Annotated in this window: 16 protein-coding genes; 8 read left to right on the top strand and 8 right to left on the bottom strand. The window is 68.2% G+C overall.

Going from position 1 to position 18,174, the window contains the following annotated elements:
* Nucleotides 1–168 precede the first annotated feature (168 nt).
* The 5 genes from ACFWBD_RS34800 to ACFWBD_RS34780 form a co-directional block, all read right to left on the bottom strand.
* The gene (locus ACFWBD_RS34800) at nt 169–1,230 is read right to left on the bottom strand and encodes an ABC transporter ATP-binding protein (RefSeq protein WP_385675888.1); all 1,062 of its coding nucleotides are present in this window, start codon (nt 1,228–1,230) and stop codon (nt 169–171) included.
* Between the two features lie 26 nt (nt 1,231–1,256).
* A complete protein-coding gene (locus ACFWBD_RS34795; RefSeq protein WP_385675885.1) occupies nt 1,257–2,294 on the bottom strand; it encodes an ABC transporter ATP-binding protein in 1,038 nt (345 codons plus the stop codon).
* 47 nt (nt 2,295–2,341) lie between these two features.
* Nucleotides 2,342–3,322: an ABC transporter permease gene (locus ACFWBD_RS34790; RefSeq protein WP_385675882.1), complete on the bottom strand. Its 981-nt coding sequence runs from the start codon at nt 3,320–3,322 to the stop codon at nt 2,342–2,344.
* A gap of 102 nt (nt 3,323–3,424) precedes the next feature.
* Nucleotides 3,425–5,185, bottom strand: a complete 1,761-nt coding sequence (locus ACFWBD_RS34785; RefSeq protein ID WP_385675901.1) for an ABC transporter substrate-binding protein — start codon at nt 5,183–5,185, stop codon at nt 3,425–3,427.
* Between the two features lie 79 nt (nt 5,186–5,264).
* Nucleotides 5,265–6,293 carry an ABC transporter permease gene (locus ACFWBD_RS34780; protein WP_385675879.1) on the bottom strand — a complete coding sequence of 343 codons (1,029 nt, stop codon included), beginning with the start codon at nt 6,291–6,293 and terminating at the stop codon, nt 5,265–5,267.
* A gap of 553 nt (nt 6,294–6,846) precedes the next feature.
* Between ACFWBD_RS34780 and ACFWBD_RS34775 the strand changes: the two genes are divergently transcribed.
* From ACFWBD_RS34775 to ACFWBD_RS34755, 5 genes are read left to right on the top strand one after another with little or no spacing between them, the layout of a single operon-like run.
* Nucleotides 6,847–8,475, top strand: a complete 1,629-nt coding sequence (locus tag ACFWBD_RS34775) for an ABC transporter substrate-binding protein (protein ID WP_385675876.1) — start codon at nt 6,847–6,849, stop codon at nt 8,473–8,475.
* A 6-nt stretch (nt 8,476–8,481) separates the two neighbouring features.
* Nucleotides 8,482–9,405 carry an ABC transporter permease gene (locus ACFWBD_RS34770; RefSeq protein WP_385675873.1) on the top strand — a complete coding sequence of 308 codons (924 nt, stop codon included), beginning with the start codon at nt 8,482–8,484 and terminating at the stop codon, nt 9,403–9,405.
* 4 nt (nt 9,406–9,409) lie between these two features.
* Nucleotides 9,410–10,414 carry an ABC transporter permease gene (locus ACFWBD_RS34765; RefSeq protein WP_385675898.1) on the top strand — a complete coding sequence of 335 codons (1,005 nt, stop codon included), beginning with the start codon at nt 9,410–9,412 and terminating at the stop codon, nt 10,412–10,414.
* 7 nt (nt 10,415–10,421) lie between these two features.
* Nucleotides 10,422–11,459 carry an ABC transporter ATP-binding protein gene (locus ACFWBD_RS34760; protein ID WP_385675870.1) on the top strand — a complete coding sequence of 346 codons (1,038 nt, stop codon included), beginning with the start codon at nt 10,422–10,424 and terminating at the stop codon, nt 11,457–11,459.
* Nucleotides 11,452–12,540, top strand: a complete 1,089-nt coding sequence (locus tag ACFWBD_RS34755; RefSeq protein ID WP_385675867.1) for an ABC transporter ATP-binding protein — start codon at nt 11,452–11,454, stop codon at nt 12,538–12,540. Before ACFWBD_RS34760 ends, ACFWBD_RS34755 begins: the two co-directional genes overlap by 8 nt.
* Before the next feature lie 157 nt (nt 12,541–12,697).
* Here ACFWBD_RS34755 and ACFWBD_RS34750 read toward each other — a convergent pair whose 3' ends face one another.
* Nucleotides 12,698–14,815, bottom strand: a complete 2,118-nt coding sequence (locus ACFWBD_RS34750) for a prolyl oligopeptidase family serine peptidase (RefSeq protein WP_385675864.1) — start codon at nt 14,813–14,815, stop codon at nt 12,698–12,700.
* A gap of 181 nt (nt 14,816–14,996) precedes the next feature.
* Between ACFWBD_RS34750 and ACFWBD_RS34745 the strand changes: the two genes are divergently transcribed.
* On the top strand, nt 14,997–15,191 hold the full coding sequence (locus ACFWBD_RS34745) for a hypothetical protein (protein ID WP_385675861.1): 195 nt from the start codon (nt 14,997–14,999) through the stop codon (nt 15,189–15,191).
* Between the two features lie 101 nt (nt 15,192–15,292).
* Here ACFWBD_RS34745 and ACFWBD_RS34740 read toward each other — a convergent pair whose 3' ends face one another.
* Nucleotides 15,293–15,505 carry a DUF397 domain-containing protein gene (locus ACFWBD_RS34740; protein WP_385675858.1) on the bottom strand — a complete coding sequence of 71 codons (213 nt, stop codon included), beginning with the start codon at nt 15,503–15,505 and terminating at the stop codon, nt 15,293–15,295.
* A complete protein-coding gene (locus ACFWBD_RS34735; protein WP_385675855.1) occupies nt 15,502–16,380 on the bottom strand; it encodes a helix-turn-helix domain-containing protein in 879 nt (292 codons plus the stop codon). The genes ACFWBD_RS34740 and ACFWBD_RS34735 overlap by 4 nt, the downstream gene beginning before the upstream one ends.
* Before the next feature lie 121 nt (nt 16,381–16,501).
* On the opposite strand from ACFWBD_RS34735, the gene ACFWBD_RS34730 reads away from it, so the two are divergent.
* Both ACFWBD_RS34730 and ACFWBD_RS34725 read left to right on the top strand, forming a co-directional pair.
* Nucleotides 16,502–16,960, top strand: coding sequence for an ATP-binding protein (locus tag ACFWBD_RS34730; RefSeq protein WP_385675852.1), 459 nt, complete (start codon nt 16,502–16,504; stop codon nt 16,958–16,960).
* A 343-nt stretch (nt 16,961–17,303) separates the two neighbouring features.
* Nucleotides 17,304–18,173 (top strand): helix-turn-helix domain-containing protein, encoded by an 870-nt coding sequence (locus ACFWBD_RS34725; protein WP_385675849.1) that lies wholly within the window; start codon nt 17,304–17,306, stop codon nt 18,171–18,173.
* Nucleotide 18,174 lies beyond the last annotated feature (1 nt).

Raw genomic sequence — 18,174 nt, 5'->3', positions numbered from 1 at the left:
CAGGGTGGGCCCTGCGGGCCCCGCAGGGCCCACCAGGGGCGCGGGGACGAGTGAAGGCCCGCGCCGGGTGAGCGCGGGCCTTCGTCCCCTGGACCGGACGTTCATGGGCTCGGGTCAATGGGCCGAGAAAGTCCGCTCCGGAAGGGGGCGGCTGACGAAAGGGGTGTGTCAGGCCGCCGCCTCGGGGTCCTTGGCGAGACGGGGAGCCGGCACGGTGGCCGGCACGTCAGCCGTCTCGGGGTAGTGGCACGCCGTCAGGTGGCCGGGCTTGTTGCCCTCGACCTGGACCAGCGGCGGCGCCTCGCTCGCGCACTTCTCCGTCGCCTTCCAGCAGCGGGTGCGGAAGCGGCAGCCGGAGGGCGGGTTGATGGGCGAGGGCACGTCACCGACGAGGCGGATGCGCTCACGGCCCGGGACTCCCTCGTCCTGCACGGTGGCCTCGGGAACGGCGGACAGCAGCGCCCGGGTGTAGGGGTGGCGCGGGTTGCCGTACAGGTCTTCGCGGTCGGCGATCTCGACGATGCGGCCGAGGTACATGACGGCCACCCGATGCGAGAAGTGCCGTACGACGGCCAGGTCGTGGGCGATGAAGAGGAACGCGATGCCGAGTTCCTGCTGGACCTTCTGGAGCAGGTTGACGACCTGGGCCTGGATCGACACGTCGAGCGCGGAGACCGGCTCGTCGGCCACGATCAGCTTCGGGTCCAGGGCCAGCGCGCGGGCGACGCCGATGCGCTGGCGCTGGCCGCCGGAGAACTCGTGCGGGAAGCGGTTGTAGTGCTCGGGGTTGAGACCCACGATCTCCAGCAGCTCGCGCACGCGTGCCTCGCGCCCGCCGGCCGGGTGGATGTCGTTGATCTCCATCGGCCCGGAGATGATCTTGCCGACCGTCTGGCGCGGGTTCAGCGACGCGTAGGGGTCCTGGAAGATCATCTGGATCTCGGAGCGGATCGGCGCCAGCTGCTTGCGGCCCGCGTGCGTGATGTCCTGGCCGCGGTACGAGATCCGGCCGCCCGTCGGCTCCAGGAGCCGGGTGATCAGCCGGCCCGTCGTCGACTTGCCGCAGCCGGACTCGCCGACCAGACCCAGGCTCTCGCCCTCGGCGACCTGGAAGTCCAGCCCGTCGACGGCCTGCACGGCACCGACCGTACGCCGGATCGGGAAGCCGCCCTTGATCGGGAAGTGTTTGGTGAGCCCGGAGACGTCCAGGAGGGGAGTGGTGTTGCTCATGGGGGTGAAATCCCGTCTCTTGTACGTCAGTTCGCGGCGCTGCCGGCGAGGTCGGTGAAGAACTCGGCGCGCTGGTCGGCGGTCAGGTGGCAGGCGGAACCCCGGCCGTTCGTGACCTCCAGCGGCGGCTGCTCCTTGGAGCACAGGCCCCCTTCGACCTTCTCGGCGAAGGTGCAACGGGGGTGGAAGCGGCAGCCCGACGGCGGGTTCAGCAGCGAGGGCGGCGAACCGGGGATCGGGTTGAGCGGGATGTCCACCGGGTGTTCCAGGTTGGGCATCGAGCTCAGCAGGCCCAGTGTGTAGGGGTGCTGCGGACTCCGCAGCACCTCCCTCTTGGTGCCCCGCTCCACACACCGGCCGCCGTACATCACCAGGACGTCGTCGGCGATGTCGGCGATGACGCCCAGGTCGTGCGTGATGAAGACGATCGAGGTGCCGAACTCCTGCTGGAGGTCCTTGAGCAGGTCCATGATCTGCGCCTGCACGGTCACGTCGAGAGCCGTGGTCGGCTCGTCGGCGATCAGCAGCTCCGGGTCGCAGACCAGAGCCATGGCGATCATCGCGCGCTGGCGCATACCGCCGGAGAAGAGGTGCGGGTAGTCGTCCACCCGGACCTCCGCCTGCGGGATCCCGACCCGCTTCAGCATCTCGATCGCCCGGGCCCGCGACTCGCTCTTGGAGGCGCCGGTGTGCTTGCGGTACACCTCACTGATCTGCTTGCCGACCGTGTGGTACGGCGACAGCGAGGCCAGCGCGTCCTGGAAGATCATCGACATCTTGTTGCCGCGCAGCCGCTCCAGCTCCTTCTCGGAGGCGGTCAGCAGCTCCTTGCCGTCCAGCAGGATCTCGCCCTCGATCGCCGTGCGGTCGCGGTCGTGCAGACCCAGGATGGCCAGGTTGGTGACCGACTTGCCGGAGCCCGACTCGCCCACGATGCCGAGCGTCTTGCCCTTCAGCAGGTCGAAGGAGAGCCCGTCGACGGCCTTGACGATGCCGTCCTCGGTGGAGAAATGGACTTTCAGGTCCCTGACGGAGAGGAAGGGCTGCTGATCGGTGCTCGTCACGGGGACGCTCCTGGGGGTGATGCGAGAGGTAGGGGGCTTGGCGGAGGTCAGGCGAGCCGGATCCGCGGGTCGATGAGAGCGTAGACGGCATCGACGATGATGTTGAAGAACACGATGGCGCCCGCGGCCAGGAGGGTCACGCCCAGCAGCATGGGCAGGTCGCTCTGGTCCACGGACTTGACCGCGAGCCGGCCGATGCCCGGGAGGCTGAAGGTCTGCTCGGTGATGATGGCGCCGCCGATCAGCGTGCCGAGGTCGATGCCGAACACCGTGACGATGGGGCCCATCGCGCCGCGCCAGGCGAACCGGAAGAACACGTTCGCCCGGGACAGGCCCTTGGCGCGGGCGGTGCGGACGTAGTCCTCGCTCAGTTGCTCGACGAGCTGGGAGCGGGTCATACGCGTGTAGTTGGCGGTGAAGATGATCGCCAGGACCAGCCAGGGCAGCAGCAGTCCGGAGAACCAGGCGACCGGGTCCTCGCTGAAGGGGGTCCACGACGGCTGGTCGAGCCATCCCAGCTGTGCGACGAAGTAGTACATCGCGATGTAGCCGACGAAGTAGATCTGCAGCGACGAGCCGAGCAGCGACGCCGAACTGGCGAACTTGTCCAGGAACTTGCCCTGCTTGAGAGCCGCGAGCATGCCCGCGCCGACACCGAGGACCAGGAAGACGGCGGCCGCGCCGAAGGCGAGCGAGAGGGTCGTCGGCAGGCGGTCCTTGATCGTTTCGAAGACCGGCACGTTGTTGGCGAAGGAGTAGCCGAAGCAGGGCGCGTCGCAGTACCCGTAACCGGCGTAGTCGCGACCGGCGAAGACGCCCTTCAGCCAGTACCAGTACTGCACCGGGATGGAGTGGTCGATGCCCAGGTTCTTCCGGATCTGCGCGAGGTCGTGAGGCGTGCAGTTCTTGCCGCAGGACATCATGGCGGGGTCACGCGGCACGGCGTAGAAGAGCCAGAAGGTGATGGCGCTGATGATCAACAGAATGACCAGCGCGCCGGTGACTCGGCGGACGAGGAAGCGGAACATGAGGCGTGACTTTCCGGACGGGGCGCCGTCGCCGCGGTAAGGAGAGGGGGGTGGGCCGCAGGGGGGTGGCCATGGTGACGGCCACCCCCATGGGGCGTGCGCTTACTTCTTGGCGTAGAGCTTGGAGAGCGCGACGCAGGTGTTGGCGCTGTCCCAGATGACGTTGCCGACCTTGGAGCCGTACAGGTAGTTGCGGATCTTGTGGTAGTCCGGAACGACCGCGGCCAGCTCCATGATCATCTTGTCGATGTTGCCCCAGGCCTTGTTGGCCTCCTTCGGGTCCGCGATCTGAGAAGCCGCGTCGATGGCCTTGTTGACGCTCGGGTCGTTCAGCTGGGCGTAGTTGCTGCGGCCGTCGCCGATGTTCTTGCCGCTCCAGCAGGGGTAGAACTGCGAGTAACCGCCCGGCCAGTCCGGGCTCCAGCCGGCAGCGAACAGGTCGAAGTCGTTGTCGATCTTTCCGATCTGGGTGTAGAAGGTCGACTTGTCGACCTGCTTGTTGACGACCTCGAAGCCGGCCGCCTCCAGCGCCTGCTTGATGGCGACGGCGGTCTTCACCGCGGTGTCCGACTGCTGGTAGGCGATGACCAGCTTCTGGCCGACCTTGCCGGCCTCCTTCAGCAGGGCCTTGGCCTTCGCCGGGTCGCCGCCCGGCTTCTTGTCCACGCCGTACAGGTCGAACTTGGTGTAGCCGGGCGTCACCGGGGCGAAGATCGTGGTGGCGATCTCCTGGCTGTAGACACCGCCGCCGATGGTCTGCAGCTGCTGGTGCGGCCAGGCGTAGTTGATGGCCTGGCGGACCTTGAGGTCCTTGATGCGGGTCATGTTGATCGGCCAGTAGTAGGTGACCGTGTCGACCGCGGTGAGGACGCGCTTCTTCAGATCGGCGTTGGTGAGGACCTGGGCGATGCGCTCGGGCGCGACCTCGTTGAAGATCGGCACCGCGTACTGGTCGGTGCCCTTGTCCGCGATCCAGCGGTCGGTCGACGCCACCAGCTCGTAGCCCATCTGGAAGATGTACTTGTCCGGGTAGGCGTTGCGGATCGAGTCCGTCTTCGGGTCCCAGTGCTCGTTGCGCACGAAGGTCATCGACTTGCCGATGTTGCGGCTTTCGACCTTGTACGGGCCGCAGGAGATCGGCTGCTTGTCGTACTTCTCCTTGGTGTCGTGCTTCTTCGGCACCAAGGAGTAAGCGCGCATCGCGAGCGTGAAGTTGAAGTCGGCGCGGGCTTCATTGAGACGGAAGGTGATGGTCTTGCCGTCGACCTCGATGGAGGCGAGGCTCTTGCCCTCGTACGGGCCCTTGTACTTGTCGCCGCCCACCAGGAAGTCCTGGACGTAGCGCGGGCCCTCGGTGACGAAGGTGGCGAAGAGGCGCTCGAAGGTGTGGCGGAGGTCGTCCGAGGAGATCTCGACGCCGTCCTCCCACTTCAGACCGTCCTTCAGCGTGAAGGTCCAGGTCTTGCCGCCGTCCTTCATGGTGCCGGCGTCGGTCGCGGCGTCGCCGACCAGGGTGGCGTTGCCCTTGGCGTCCAGCTTGTAGCCGGTCAGACCGCGCATGATCGGCACGGTGATGGCGGCCTCGGTCGAGACGTAGATCTGCGCCGGGTCCATGTGGTCCATGTCGAACTGCTGGAGCGAGTAGATCGTCCCGCCCTTGACCGCGCCCGTCACCTCGGCGGCCGGACCGGTGGAGTCGGCCTTGGTGCCGACCGGGATCTCGACGGTCTTGGCCCCGGTGACCTTGGGGGCCTTGTCCTGCGAGGAGCCCCCCTCGTCGCCGCTGCTGCAGGCGCTCAGCACCGACGTCGACGCCGCGGCGACGCCGGTGGCGATGAGGAAGTTTCTGCGCGAGAAGGACATGCTGCCTGCCTTGAAGTGGGAGTGATGAGAGAGATCCGGCACCCCGGCGTCCTTGCCGTGGTCCTGAAGAGGGCCGGAGCTAGCGCTTGGACTTGGGGTCGAGTGCGTCACGCACCGAATCGCCGAGCAGGTTGAACGCGAGGACGAAGATCACCATGGACAGGCCCGGGAAGAGCATGAAGGTGAGGTCCTCGGTGTAGAAACTTGCACCCCGCGCGATCATGACGCCCCAGTCCGGGGTCGGGTCGATCATGCCGACTCCGAGGAAGGCGAGACCCGCCTCAGCGGTGACGTACGCCGGGAGCATCAGCGTGGTCTGGATGATGATGGGCGTCCACAGGTTGGGCAGCAGCTCCTTGAAGACGATGCGCCCCGGTGATGCGCCCGTGACCTTCGCGGCCTCGACGAACTCCCGTTCACGCAGGCCCAGTACCTGGCCGCGCAGCAGTCGGGCGATGGACGCCCACCCGAAGGCGGAAAGGACGATGATCAGAGCTGTGGCCCGCAGCCAGGTCGGGATCTCCTCGTCGGGGGCGACGAAGAGCCCGAACACGACCGGCATGAAGGCGATGAAGAAGAGTGTGGACGGGAACGACAGCAGGATGTCGATGACCCGACCCACGAGATAGTCCGTCTTGCCGCCGAGGTAGCCCGCGGTGGTGCCGATGACCACACCGAGGACCACGGTGAGCACGGTGGCGGCGAGCGCTATGCCCAGCGAGTTGCGGATCGCGTAGAGCAGGAAGGTGAAGACGTCACGACCGAGCTGGGGCTCGATGCCGAACCAGAACTCGGGGCTCATGCCGCCGTTCGGGCCCGACGGGTACGCGAAGGGGTTCAGCAGCTCGGGGCGCTGACTGGCGTAGGTGGTGTATGGGTCCTTGCCGTACAGCTTGGCTATCACCGGAGCGGCGACGGCGGTCACGAAGAAGAAGCTCACGATGCACGCGGATATGACGCCCGTGCGATCCCGCTTGAAGCGGTTCCACGCCAGTCGTCCGGGCGAGCGGCCCTCGCTGCCCTTGTGGGTGGAGGGCGTAGGTGACTTCTCGACGCTCTCGTCGGTCACCTCGAGCGGGGCGGCCGCTGATGGAGTTGGGGGGGTCATGGTGCTCCTGGCCCAAGGGAGGGTCTGATGACTCCGCAGGGCACTCCCTACGGGCTACGCCGGACTTTTTCAACGCAATTCATTCAAGGTCAATAAATTCTGGTCTCCCTTGGTCTTCTCTTTACTTTCTTTACCTGGACTTGACCATATCGTAGCTACGCGTGTAGCGCGCCGTGATCGTTCCGTGTCTGAATTCGGACCAACTGCGCGAAACGGGCAATGAGTTCGATATTCGGACGCCAGGGTGTCGGAATGCGTACATCTCGGGGTCACAATCCAACGGTTCTGCATCGGATGGTGGAGATCCGTTGCGCACTGCACCGGAGATCCATTGTGACCTGCGAAGAAGATCCTTTTCGACCCCCCACCAGGATCCTGCTGCCGGCGTCCGGCGGACTCGCGCCGTCCCCCGAATAGCCCCGCGAGGGCCTCCCGTTGGGCGCGGCCCGTGTGCGCTATGCACCTTTTAAGTTGATATTTGCCGGTAATGGATCAGTGCTTCGGTGCTGACGGCACAGCGCTCGGGTAAAGCGCGGTCAATGAGGAGGCATCCATGCGTGGAGCCACGCACGCCAAGTGGGCCGCATGCGCGGCGGCGGCAGCACTCGCGGCGACGGCGTGCGGGGGCGGGGGGAGCGGCAGCGGCGGCGAGGGCGGGGCGGTGCTCAGCTCCTCCTGGGGAGACCCGCAGAACCCGCTGGAGCCCGCCAACACCAACGAGGTGCAGGGCGGCAAGGTCCTCGACATGATCTTCCGCAGCCTCAAGAAGTACAACCCGGAGACCGGCGCGGCCGAGGACATGCTGGCCGAGAAGATCGAGACCACGGACTCCCAGAACTTCACGATCACCGTCAAGGACGGCTGGACGTTCAGCAATGGCGAAAAAGTGACGTCGAAATCCTTCGTCACCGCCTGGAACTACGCCGCGAGTCTGAAGAACAACCAGAAGAACGCCTACTTCTTCGAGTACATCGACGGCTACACCGCGGCCCACCCCGCCAGTGGCTCGCAGACCACCGACGTCCTCTCCGGGCTCAAGGTCGTCAATGACAAGACCTTCACCGTCAAGCTCAAGCAGAAGTTCTCGACCTTCCCCGACACCCTCGGCTACCCCGCCTACGCCCCGCTGCCCCAGGCCTTCTTCACCGACCACGCGAACTGGGTGAAGAAACCGATCGGAAACGGGCCGTACACGATCGACTCCTACACCAAGGGCTCCCAGATGGCCCTGAAGAAGTGGGACGGCTACCCCGGCGACGACAAGGCGGAGAACGGTGGCGTGACCCTGAAGGTCTACACCGACAACAACACCGCCTACACCGACCTGCTGGCCGGCAACCTCGACCTCGTCGACGACGTGCCCGCGGCCCAGCTCAAGAACGTCAAGAACGACCTCGGCGACCGCTATCTGAACACCCCCGCCGGCATCATCCAGACCCTGGCCTTCCCCTTCTACGACAAGAAATGGAACACCACCGGCTCGGACAAGGTCCGCACCGGACTCTCCCGGGCGATCGACCGCAAGCAGATCACCGAGACGATCTTCCAGAACACCCGCACCCCCGCCACCGACTGGACCTCCCCGGTGCTCGGCGAGGAGGGCGGCTTCAAGGAAGGCCTGTGCGGGGACGCCTGCGAATACGATCCCGCCGCGGCGAAGAAGCTCGTCGAGGAGGGCGGCGGCCTGCCCGGCGGCCAGGTCAAGATCACATACAACGCGGACACCGGATCGCACAAACAGTGGGTCGACGCGGTCTGCAACTCGATCAACAACGCCCTCGACAACGACAAGGCCTGCGTGGGCAACCCGGTCGGCACGTTCGCGGACTTCCGCACCCAGATCGGCGACCGGAAGATGACCGGACCCTTCCGGGCGGGGTGGCAGATGGACTACCCCCTCATCCAGAACTTCCTCCAGCCGCTCTACTACACGAACGCCTCCTCCAACGACGGCAAGTGGTCCGACAAGGACTTCGACAAGCTCGTCGACCAGGCCAACGCCGAGACCGACACCGCCAAGGCGGTGGAGACCTTCCAGCAGGCCGAAGAGGTCGTCCGGGACAACATGGCCGCCATCCCGCTCTGGTACCAGAACGGCAGCGCCGGCTACGCGGAGCGGCTCTCGAACGTCAAGCTCAACCCGTTCTCCGTCCCGGTCTACAACGAGATCAAGGTCAGCTGACCCGCCATGGGCCGGTATGTGATCCGGCGTCTGCTCCAGATGATCCCGGTGTTCATCGGCGCCACGCTGTTGATCTTCCTGATGGTGAACGTGATGGGCGACCCCGTCGCGGGTCTCTGCGGTGACCGGCAGTGCGACCCGGCCACCGCCGCCCAGCTGGAGAAGGAGTTCGGCCTCGACAAGCCCGTCTGGCAGCAGTACCTGACCTACATGGGGAACGTCTTCACCGGAGACTTCGGTACGGCGTTCAACGGCCAGCCGGTCACCGAGCTGATGGCCACGGCCTTCCCGGTCACCATCCGGCTGACGATCGTCGCGATCGTCTTCGAGATCGTCATCGGCATCACCCTCGGCGTGGTGACGGGTCTGCGCCGCGGCCGGCCCGTCGACAGCGGGGTCCTGCTGCTCACCCTCGTCGTGATCTCCGTCCCCACCTTCGTCACCGGCCTGCTGCTCCAGCTGCTGCTCGGCGTCGAATGGGGGTGGATCAAACCGTCGGTCTCCTCGGAGGCCACCTTCGGTGAGCTGATCGTGCCGGGCCTGGTGCTGGCCTCCGTCTCCCTGGCTTACGTCACCCGGCTGACCCGCACCTCCATCGCGGAGAACAGACGGTCCGACTACGTCCGGACGGCCGTCGCCAAGGGGCTGCCCCGCCGCCGGGTCGTCACCCGGCACCTGCTGCGCAACTCCCTCATCCCGGTGGTCACCTTCATCGGCACCGACATCGGCGCCCTGATGGGCGGCGCGATCGTCACCGAGCGCATCTTCAACATCCACGGCGTCGGCTTCCAGCTCTACCAGGGGATCCTCCGCCAGAACACGCAGACCGTCGTCGGCTTCGTGACCGTCCTCGTCCTGGTCTTCCTGGTGGCCAACCTGCTCGTCGACCTCCTGTACGCCGTACTCGACCCGAGGATCCGCTATGCCTGAGCCGATGCCGCCGGAGCACCATCTGCCGGGCGCGGGCCGCACCCCGGAGGAGGGCGCCATCGCCGACACCGGCATGGGCGGCACGATGGACCTGGCCACGGCGGAGGGGGAGACCCTCGAGAAGACGCCCGGCGGCGGGCCGCAGGGCACCGGGCCGTCCGAGAAGGCCCGTTCCCTCTGGTCCGACGCCTGGCGGGACCTGCGCCGCAACCCGGTCTTCATCATCTCCGGCCTGGTCATCGCCTTCCTGGTCTTCATCTCCCTGTGGCCCTCGGCCATCACCTGGCTGAGCCCCCTCAAGTGCGACCTCGCCAAGGCCCAGGAGGGCTCCCAGCCCGGCCACCCGTTCGGCTTCGACGGCCAGGGCTGCGACGTCTACACCCGCACGGTCTACGGCGCCCGTACGTCCGTCACGGTCGGCTTCCTGGCCACGTTCGGCGTCGCCCTGTTCGGCAGCGTGCTGGGCGGTCTTGCCGGGTTCTTCGGCGGGGTGGGGGACTCGGTCCTGTCCCGGATCACCGACATCTTCTTCGCCATCCCGGTCGTCCTCGGCGGCCTGGTCCTCCTCTCCGTGGTGACCAGCAATACGGTCTGGCCGGTCATCGGGTTCATGGTGCTGCTCGGCTGGCCCCAGATCTCCCGGATCGCCCGCGGCTCGGTGATCACCGCCAAACAGAACGACTACGTCCAGGCGGCCCGGGCCCTGGGCGCCTCCCACTCCCGGCTGCTGCTGAGGCACATCGCGCCGAACGCGGTCGCCCCGGTGATCGTCGTGGCGACCATCGCGCTCGGCACGTACATCGCGCTGGAGGCGACCCTGTCCTACCTCGGCGTCGGACTGAAGCCGCCGACCGTCTCCTGGGGCATCGACATCTCCGCCGCCTCGCCCTACATCCGCAACGCCCCGCACGCCCTGCTGTGGCCCTCGGGCGCCCTGGCCCTCACGGTCCTGGCGTTCATCATGCTCGGCGACGCGGTGCGCGACGCCCTCGACCCGAAGCTGAGGTGACGGCCGGATGCTGCTCGAAGTACGCGACCTGCACGTGGAGTTCCGCACCCGGGACGGCATCGCCAGGGCCGTCAACGGCGTCAGCTACGGCGTGGACGCGGGCGAGACCCTGGCCGTGCTCGGCGAGTCCGGCTCCGGCAAGTCCGTCACCGCCCAGGCGATCATGGGCATCCTCGACATGCCGCCCGGCCGGATCACCGGAGGCGAGATCCTCTTCCGCGGCAAGGACCTGCTGCGCTTCAAGGAGGAGGAGCGCCGGAAGGTCCGCGGCGCCGAGATGGCGATGATCTTCCAGGACGCGCTGTCGTCCCTGAACCCCGTGCTGTCGGTGGGCGACCAGCTCGGCGAGATGTTCGTCGTGCACCGGGGGATGTCCAGGAAGGACGCGCGGGCCAAGGCCGTGGAGCTGATGGACCGGGTCCGTATCCCGGGCGCCCGGGAACGGGTCAGGGACTACCCGCACCAGTTCTCCGGCGGTATGCGCCAGCGCATCATGATCGCGATGGCGATGGCCCTGGAGCCGGCGCTCATCATCGCCGACGAGCCCACCACCGCCCTCGACGTCACCGTCCAGGCCCAGGTCATGGACCTGCTCGCGGAGCTCCAGCGGGAGTTCCGCATGGGCCTGATCCTCATCACCCACGACCTGGGCGTGGTCGCGGACGTGGCCGACCGGATCGCGGTGATGTACGCGGGCCGGATCGTCGAGTCGGCCCCCGTCCACGACATCTACAAGGCGCCGGCCCACCCCTACACCCGCGGCCTGCTCGACTCCATCCCGCGCCTGGACCAGAAGGGCCAGGAGCTCTACGCCATCAAGGGCCTGCCGCCCAACCTCATGCACATCCCGCCCGGCTGCGCCTTCAACCCGCGCTGCCCGATGGCCCGGGACGTGTGCCGTACGGACGTACCCCCGCTGTACGAGGTCGACGAAGCCGGCGAGGCCGCCGAGGGCGTCCGGTCCGGCGGGTCCGGTGGGTCCGTCGGGGCCGACGCGGACCGCACGAGCGCGTGTCACTTCTGGAGGGAGTGCCTGCATGGCTAGTTCCGCACCGGCCGAGCCGATCCTCGAAGTGAGCGGGCTGGTCAAGCACTACCCGCTCACCCAGGGCATCCTGTTCAGGAAGCAGGTCGGCGCGGTCAAGGCCGTCGACGGCGTCGACTTCACCCTCCACCGCGGCGAGACCCTGGGCATCGTCGGGGAATCCGGCTGCGGCAAGTCCACGGTCGCCAAGATGCTGGTCAACCTGGAGAAGCCGACGGCGGGGGAGATCCGCTACAAGGGCGAGGACGTCACCGGCCTGTCGGGCAAGGCGCTGCGGGCGGTCCGGCGCAACATCCAGATGGTCTTCCAGGACCCGTACACCTCGCTCAACCCGCGCATGACCGTCGGCGACATCATCGGGGAGCCGTACGAGATCCACCCCGAGGTGGCACCCAAGGGCGACCGGCGGAGGAAGGTCCAGGACCTGCTGGACGTCGTCGGGCTCAACCCCGAGTACATCAACCGCTATCCGCACCAGTTCTCCGGCGGCCAGCGGCAGCGCATCGGCATCGCGCGGGGGCTGGCCCTGCGCCCGGAGGTGATCGTCGCCGACGAGCCGGTGTCCGCGCTGGACGTCTCGGTCCAGGCGCAGGTGATCAACCTGCTGGACCGGCTCCAGAGCGAGTTCGACCTCTCCTACCTCTTCATCGCCCACGACCTCTCGATCGTGCGGCACATCTCGGACCGGGTGGGGGTGATGTACCTCGGCCGGATCGTGGAGATCGGCCGCGACGCCGAGATCTACGACCACCCGACGCACCCCTACACCCAGGCCCTGCTGTCCGCGGTCCCCGTACCGGACCCGGAGGCGCGGGAGCACCGGGAGCGGATCATCCTGGCGGGCGACGTCCCGTCCCCGACGAACATCCCCTCCGGCTGCCGCTTCCGCACCCGCTGCTGGAAGGCGCGGGAGCGGTGCGAGCTGGAGGTGCCGACGCTGGCCGTCCCGGCGGAGTTCCGGCTCGCGACCGGCCCGGCGGCACACGCCTCGGCGTGTCACTTCGCGGAGGAGAAGCAGGTGGTCCCGCCGGAGGAACCACCGGGAAAGTCGCGGGACGATCACGGCGACGGGTCGCCATAGGCACCCAAACGCGCATCAACCGCGTTAACACACAGGCAACTTGACCGACCCGATTCCGATATACGGACGGGCCACTCTGAACAGCGTACGGCCGTGCGGGTGCCGTAAACGGGCCGGGAGCGCCATGTCTCCCGGCCCGTTTTTTGCGCCTACGGCACTACGCCGGCCCGAGCGAACGCCTGAGGAAGTCCACCTGGAGCAGGAGCAGGTTCTCCGCGACCTGTTCCTGGGGTGTCATGTGGGTGACGCCCGACAGGGGGAGCACCTCGTGCGGGCGGCCGGCGGCCAGCAGGGCCGAGGACAGTCGCAGGGCGTGGGCGACGACCACGTTGTCGTCGGCCAGGCCATGGACGATCATCAGCGGGCGGTGGGGTCCGGCGGGCGAGGAGAGCCCCTCGTCGGTGACGAGCGAGCTCTTCGCGTACGCCTCCGGGGTGGTGGCCGGGTCGCCGAGGTACCGCTCGGTGTAGTGGGTGTCGTAGAGCCGCCAGTCGGTCACCGGGGCGCCCGCGATGGCGGCGTGGAAGACGTCGGGGCGGCGCAGCACCGCGAGGGCCGCGAGCCAGCCGCCGTAGGACCAGCCGCGGATCGCCACCCGGGAGAGGTCGAGGGGATGGCTCTTCGCCAGGTCCTGCAGCGCCTCGATCTGGTCGTCCAGGCTGACCGTGAGGTCGTGGTGGATCGCCTTCTCCCAGCCGGGGGAGCGGCCCGGGGTGCCCCGTCCGTCGGCGACGACCACCGCGAAACCCTGGTCGGCGAACCACTGCGAGGTCAGATGCGCGTTGTGCGCGGCGAGGACCCGGGGCCCGTGCGGGCCGCCGTAGGGATCCATGAGCACGGGCAGGGGGGTGTCACCGGGGTAGTCCGTAGGCATAAGCACGGCGCACGGGATTCGCCGTGCGCCCCCCTGGGTGAGGAGTACGCGGGGGGACAGACCGGGATCTTCGGCATGCGACCGGACAGCCGCCGCGAGCTTCCCGTCCCGCAGCACCCGCGCCACGCTGCCCGGCCGGTCCGGCACCGCCGACACCAGAACGGTCACGTTCCCCGAGCGCACCGCCGAGTGCACCCCGGGCTCCTGGGAGAGGCGCTCGACGCCGAGTTCGTTGACGCGGTAGACGTGCACCTCACCGGTTTCCGGCGCGGCCGCGTCCGCCCCGGCCGAGGCGGCGACCAGTACGTCGTCGGACGTGACGTCGAGCACCGCGCGCACGTGCAACTGGGCTCCCGTCAGCGGGCGTTCACCCACCGCGAGGACCCGGGCGCCCCCCTCGTCGGCGATCCTCACGAGCTGTCCCGACGGGCTCCAGCACGGCACGCCGGGGAAAAGATCAAGCCAAATCCGATCTTCGTCGGCGTGCACCATCCGAGTCGCCCCCGAGTTGGTGTCCACCGCCAGGAACAGCTGACTGCGCTGGTCGCGCGCCTGTACGAGCAACAGTGGCGCTCCCGCCCCTGACCAGTGCACTCGCGCCAGATACGGATAGCGCGCCCGGTCCCAGACGACCTCCGTGCGCACTCCGTCGAGCCCGAACACGAACAGCCGAACCTCCGCGTTGGGCGTCCCGGCAGCCGGATAGGGCACGTGTTGTGGGTCACGTTTCGGCTGGGCCGGATCGGAGATCCACCACCGCTCCACCGGTGCGTCGTCCACCCGCGTGACCAGCAGTCGATCCGATTCCGGAGCCCACCAGAACCCCCGCGTGCGGTCCATCTCCTCGGCCGCGATGAACTCGGCCAATCCATAGGAAACCGTGTCCGATTCCGGCTCCGCCAGCGCCCGGTCGCCCTCGCCCTCGGCGCCGACCACTCGAAGGGCGCCCCCGACGACGTACGCGACGAGCCGCCCGTCGGGGGACGGCCGGGGGTCGATCACCGGCCCGGGGACCGCGAGTTCGGTCGCCGTGCCGGCCCGCAGCTCCGCCGTGAAAAGCCGCCCTGACAAGGCGAAAGACGCCAGCTCGACGGCCGCGTCGGTGGCGTAGCCGACGATCCCGGCGCCCCCCTCACGGCTGCGCTCGCGGCGTGCGCGCTCCTGCGGCGAGAGGTCCTCCGAGGTGCCCCCGAGGAGGGTGCGCGGGTCGGCGGCCGGGCGCTCCGTGCCGTCCGCCGGGTCGAGGACCCACAGCGCACCCGCGCGGTCCGTACCGGAGCCGGAGCGCAGGAACACGACCCGCGAGCTGTCGGGGGCCACCGTGAACGAACGCGGCGCGCCGAGGGTGAAACGCTGGGTGCGGGCGTGCCTGCGGGGGAAGGAGTCGGACTCGGTCGTCATCCTCCGACCATATTGGCCATGCGACCCCCTTGTGCGGCTGTGCGCCGCGAGATGCGCACCCACACATAGTTATGATCACTAGCGCAGTGTGGGTATGAACCTGCTGGCTGATGTATGGATTTACACGTTCCCTTGTTCTGCTTTTGCCCCCACGTTCCCGGGTCCTTGGAGGTGAACCGCCGTGGCACTCTCGATTTCGGCGGTGGTGCTGCTGGCGATCATCGTCTTCTTGCTGGTCAAGAAGTCGGGGCTGAAGGGCGGTCATGCAGTCGTCTGCATGCTGCTCGGCTTCTATCTGGCCTCCTCGACGATCGCGCCCACGATCAGTGACCTGACGACGAGCGTGGCGAGCATGATCGGCAGCATCAAGTTCTGACGCGTGCCGACGCGTGGGCTCCGGCGGGCGACCGACCGGAGCCGGCGGCCGACCGCCTTGTACCGCGCCTGCCCCGCATCCGGATCCGTAAGCCGGCGGCTTCAGGCTTCGGACGCGTACGGCACGAAGTCGGCCCAGGCCTTGGGCGAGAGCGCGAGGCGGGGGCCGCTGTCGGCGTGCTTGGAGTCGCGGACGTGGACGGTGGCGGGGGTGGGGGCGATCTCTACGCAGGAGTCACCCTCGGTGCCGTCGCTGTAGCTGCTCTTGAACCAGGCCAGTTCGCAGGGGTCTCCGATGGGGCGCTTGTGGATCATGTTTCTCCCAGCAGTTGCTCGATGAAGGCGAGTGACTCCCCGGGCGTGAGGGCCTCGGCCCGGATGGTGCTGTAGCGCAGTTCCAGGATGCGAAGTTCCCTCGGCTCTGTCGTCGGACGGCCGTTGAACGCCCCGTCGGAACGCCCCACAGCCGTGCCGTCTGCGAACTTCAGCAACTCGATCTTGCCATCCACCCCGGGGTGAGCGCCGCTCTCTGTCGGCATCACCTGGAGCGTTACGTTGCGCAACCGCGCCACTTTCAGCAAGTGTTCGAGCTGTCGGCGCCGCACCATTGTGCCTCCGATGCGACGACGCAGTGCCGCCTCCTCCTGGACGAAGCTCAGGGCAGGCACGGGTGACTTGTCGAAGACCGCTTTCCGCGTCATGCGGGCGGCAACCAGACGCTCCACTTCCTCCTCCGAGTAGGGCGGTTGCCGGGCCTCGAACAAGGCCCGTGCATGCTCAGGCGTCTGCAACAACCCGTGCAGGCTGAGCCCGACATACACGCCGAGTTCGACCGCCTGGGCCTCCAGCTTGGCGATCTCGCGGACGTTCTTCGGGTACCGGACCTTCTTCACGTCCTCCTTCATCGCCGAGAGCAGTCCACCCGCTCCCAGCACCTTGTCGGCCTTGTCCAGGTACTCGGGACGAGGGATGCGCTTCCCACTCTCGATCTTGTAGACGAGGTCCTCGCCGTACCCGACCGCCAGCCCGAAGTCGGCCGCCCGCATCCCCACGGCCTCTCGCCGCAGCTTCAGCTGCCGACCCACCGTCTCCACGACGGCGATGCCCCACTCGTCGTCCGGATCCACCTCCCAACCCGGCTCGTCCGCCTCCTCCTTGAGCTGGACCGCCTTGCCGTTCACCTGCGTCATTCCGCACCCCTCCGTCACCCGGACCGACAGTTCGGACACGACCGGACAACGCCCGGACAGTCACCGTACGCAACCGCTCCATCACTGTTCACGGTAAGCGTGAGTCGCCACTGTGAGTGACGTGATCCAGGAATCCGTCTCCGCCGGGACCCGACCCGGCCAGCACTTCCGCAACTTCAGCGTGCGGCTGTCTCCCACGCCTCGCGGAGCGCGCCTCGCCCGGCTGCTGACCATCGAGCAACTGCGCTCCTGGGGAATGCCGGTGGACCCGGCCGGCCAGATCGTCGCCGAACTCGCGGCGAACGCGGTGACCCACGGACGCGTACCGGGCAGGGACTTCCGGCTCACGCTCTATGTCATCGCGAACACGCTCCGCGTCGAAGTGACCGACACGGCGGGGGACCGGCCTCCCCGGCCAGAACGTCCGGGACCGGATGCCGAATCCGAGTCCGGCCGTGGACTGCTCCTGGTCGAGGCGCTCGCCGACCGCTGGGGCTGGGCCCCGGAGCTCCACCCACGCAAGACGGTGTGGGCCGAGGTCGTGCTCCCGCCGGGTGAGGTTCCGGACCGCGACTCCTGACCTGCGGAGTACCCGAGAGGGCCCACGGGGATCCGGGTAGGCGAAGCCCGCCCGCGACCGGAACCCGAGTTCTCATGCTCCGGTGCGGGGAGCGCTCTCTCCAAAGGACCACAACGGCGGGAAAAGAACCCGACCAAGCCCCACCCCTCCCGCCCGTCGAGCAAACTCACTCCCGCGAGTGAATATGCCCAACTCGACTGGATTCGTGACGGGTTGCCTGCCTTACGCTCAGCGCAACACGGCACCCCCACGCAGCACCACAGCCGCAGACATGCGACGGCCCCCGCCGGGACGCCAATCCCAGTGCGAGGGCCTGACCACCGAGGAAGATAGAGGCTTCCCGATGGACACCCAAAACCCTAGCGCGCCCCCATGCGCCGAGTCCCGTAACGCGGGCAAAAACCACCCCCGCGCGGGCGGTCTCACTCACGACAACGCCCGTCACACCACCCGCTTCACGGTGATCGGCAACCATCTCGCCCAGCACCGGGAGCTGTCCCTCCTGGCGATCGGGCTGGGCGTGCACATCCAGTCGCTGCCCAAGGGTGCCCGCGTCGACATCAAGTCCCTCACCGCCCGCTTCCCCGAGGGCGCGACCCGTATCGCCGCAGCCCTGCGCGAACTGGAGTCCCACGGCTACCTGCGCCGCGAACGCGCCCGCGTCCCCGACGGCCGCATCATCACCCGCACGGTCTCCTGCAACCAGCCCGGCCATCACCGCCGGACGGCCGCCGCCGACCGCGCCCACGCCCCGGGGGCCTCCGCCCAGCCGAAGAAGCGCACACCCCGCAAGCCGCTGCCCGCCGTGCCGCGTCCGGCCTACCCCGCCCCCGCGCTTCTCCAGACGGCTACGGACCTCCTGGCGGGCCTCCGCCGTCATGATCCCCGCCTCCTCCTCTCCGCCTGCGACACGGCCCATCTCGCCCCCGGCGTCGCCGCCTGGCTGGAGCGGGACGTCAGCCCCACCGCCGTACGCCAGGCCCTCACCGCCGACCTTCCGCCCGAAGGCCCTCGCCGCCCCGCCGCGTTCCTGGCCCACCGGCTCACGGCCCTGCTGCCGCCCCCACCGCCGTTCCGTGAGCCCGCAGTCCCACCGCCGGCCGTCCGGCACCCGGTGCAGAACTGCGACGGCTGCGACCGCGGCATCCGCTCACCCGAGCCGGGCGCCCGCTGCCACGACTGCCGTGAGCGGTCGGCGGCCTCGACCCTCTGAG

The organism is Streptomyces sp. NPDC060002 (genome assembly GCF_042737245.1).
Taxonomy (GTDB): domain Bacteria; phylum Actinomycetota; class Actinomycetes; order Streptomycetales; family Streptomycetaceae; genus Streptomyces.
The sequence above is the reverse complement of the archived record's forward strand: the minus strand, read 5'-3'. Positions and strand labels throughout refer to the sequence as shown.

Excerpts from the sequence above, each read along its gene's own strand:
- ACFWBD_RS34755 (WP_385675867.1), top strand. The coding sequence starts at position 11,452 with ATGGCTAGTTCCGCACCGGCCGAGCCGATCCTCGAAGTGAGCGGGCTG.
- ACFWBD_RS34790 (WP_385675882.1), bottom strand. The coding sequence starts at position 3,322 with ATGTTCCGCTTCCTCGTCCGCCGAGTCACCGGCGCGCTGGTCATTCTG.
- ACFWBD_RS34780 (WP_385675879.1), bottom strand. The coding sequence starts at position 6,293 with ATGACCCCCCCAACTCCATCAGCGGCCGCCCCGCTCGAGGTGACCGAC.
- ACFWBD_RS34750 (WP_385675864.1), bottom strand. The coding sequence starts at position 14,815 with ATGACGACCGAGTCCGACTCCTTCCCCCGCAGGCACGCCCGCACCCAG.
- ACFWBD_RS34770 (WP_385675873.1), top strand. The coding sequence starts at position 8,482 with ATGGGCCGGTATGTGATCCGGCGTCTGCTCCAGATGATCCCGGTGTTC.
- ACFWBD_RS34725 (WP_385675849.1), top strand. The coding sequence starts at position 17,304 with ATGGACACCCAAAACCCTAGCGCGCCCCCATGCGCCGAGTCCCGTAAC.
- ACFWBD_RS34760 (WP_385675870.1), top strand. The coding sequence starts at position 10,422 with ATGCTGCTCGAAGTACGCGACCTGCACGTGGAGTTCCGCACCCGGGAC.
- ACFWBD_RS34765 (WP_385675898.1), top strand. The coding sequence starts at position 9,410 with ATGCCGCCGGAGCACCATCTGCCGGGCGCGGGCCGCACCCCGGAGGAG.
- ACFWBD_RS34785 (WP_385675901.1), bottom strand. The coding sequence starts at position 5,185 with ATGTCCTTCTCGCGCAGAAACTTCCTCATCGCCACCGGCGTCGCCGCG.
- ACFWBD_RS34735 (WP_385675855.1), bottom strand. The coding sequence starts at position 16,380 with ATGACGCAGGTGAACGGCAAGGCGGTCCAGCTCAAGGAGGAGGCGGAC.
- ACFWBD_RS34775 (WP_385675876.1), top strand. The coding sequence starts at position 6,847 with ATGCGTGGAGCCACGCACGCCAAGTGGGCCGCATGCGCGGCGGCGGCA.
- ACFWBD_RS34740 (WP_385675858.1), bottom strand. The coding sequence starts at position 15,505 with ATGATCCACAAGCGCCCCATCGGAGACCCCTGCGAACTGGCCTGGTTC.
- ACFWBD_RS34800 (WP_385675888.1), bottom strand. The coding sequence starts at position 1,230 with ATGAGCAACACCACTCCCCTCCTGGACGTCTCCGGGCTCACCAAACAC.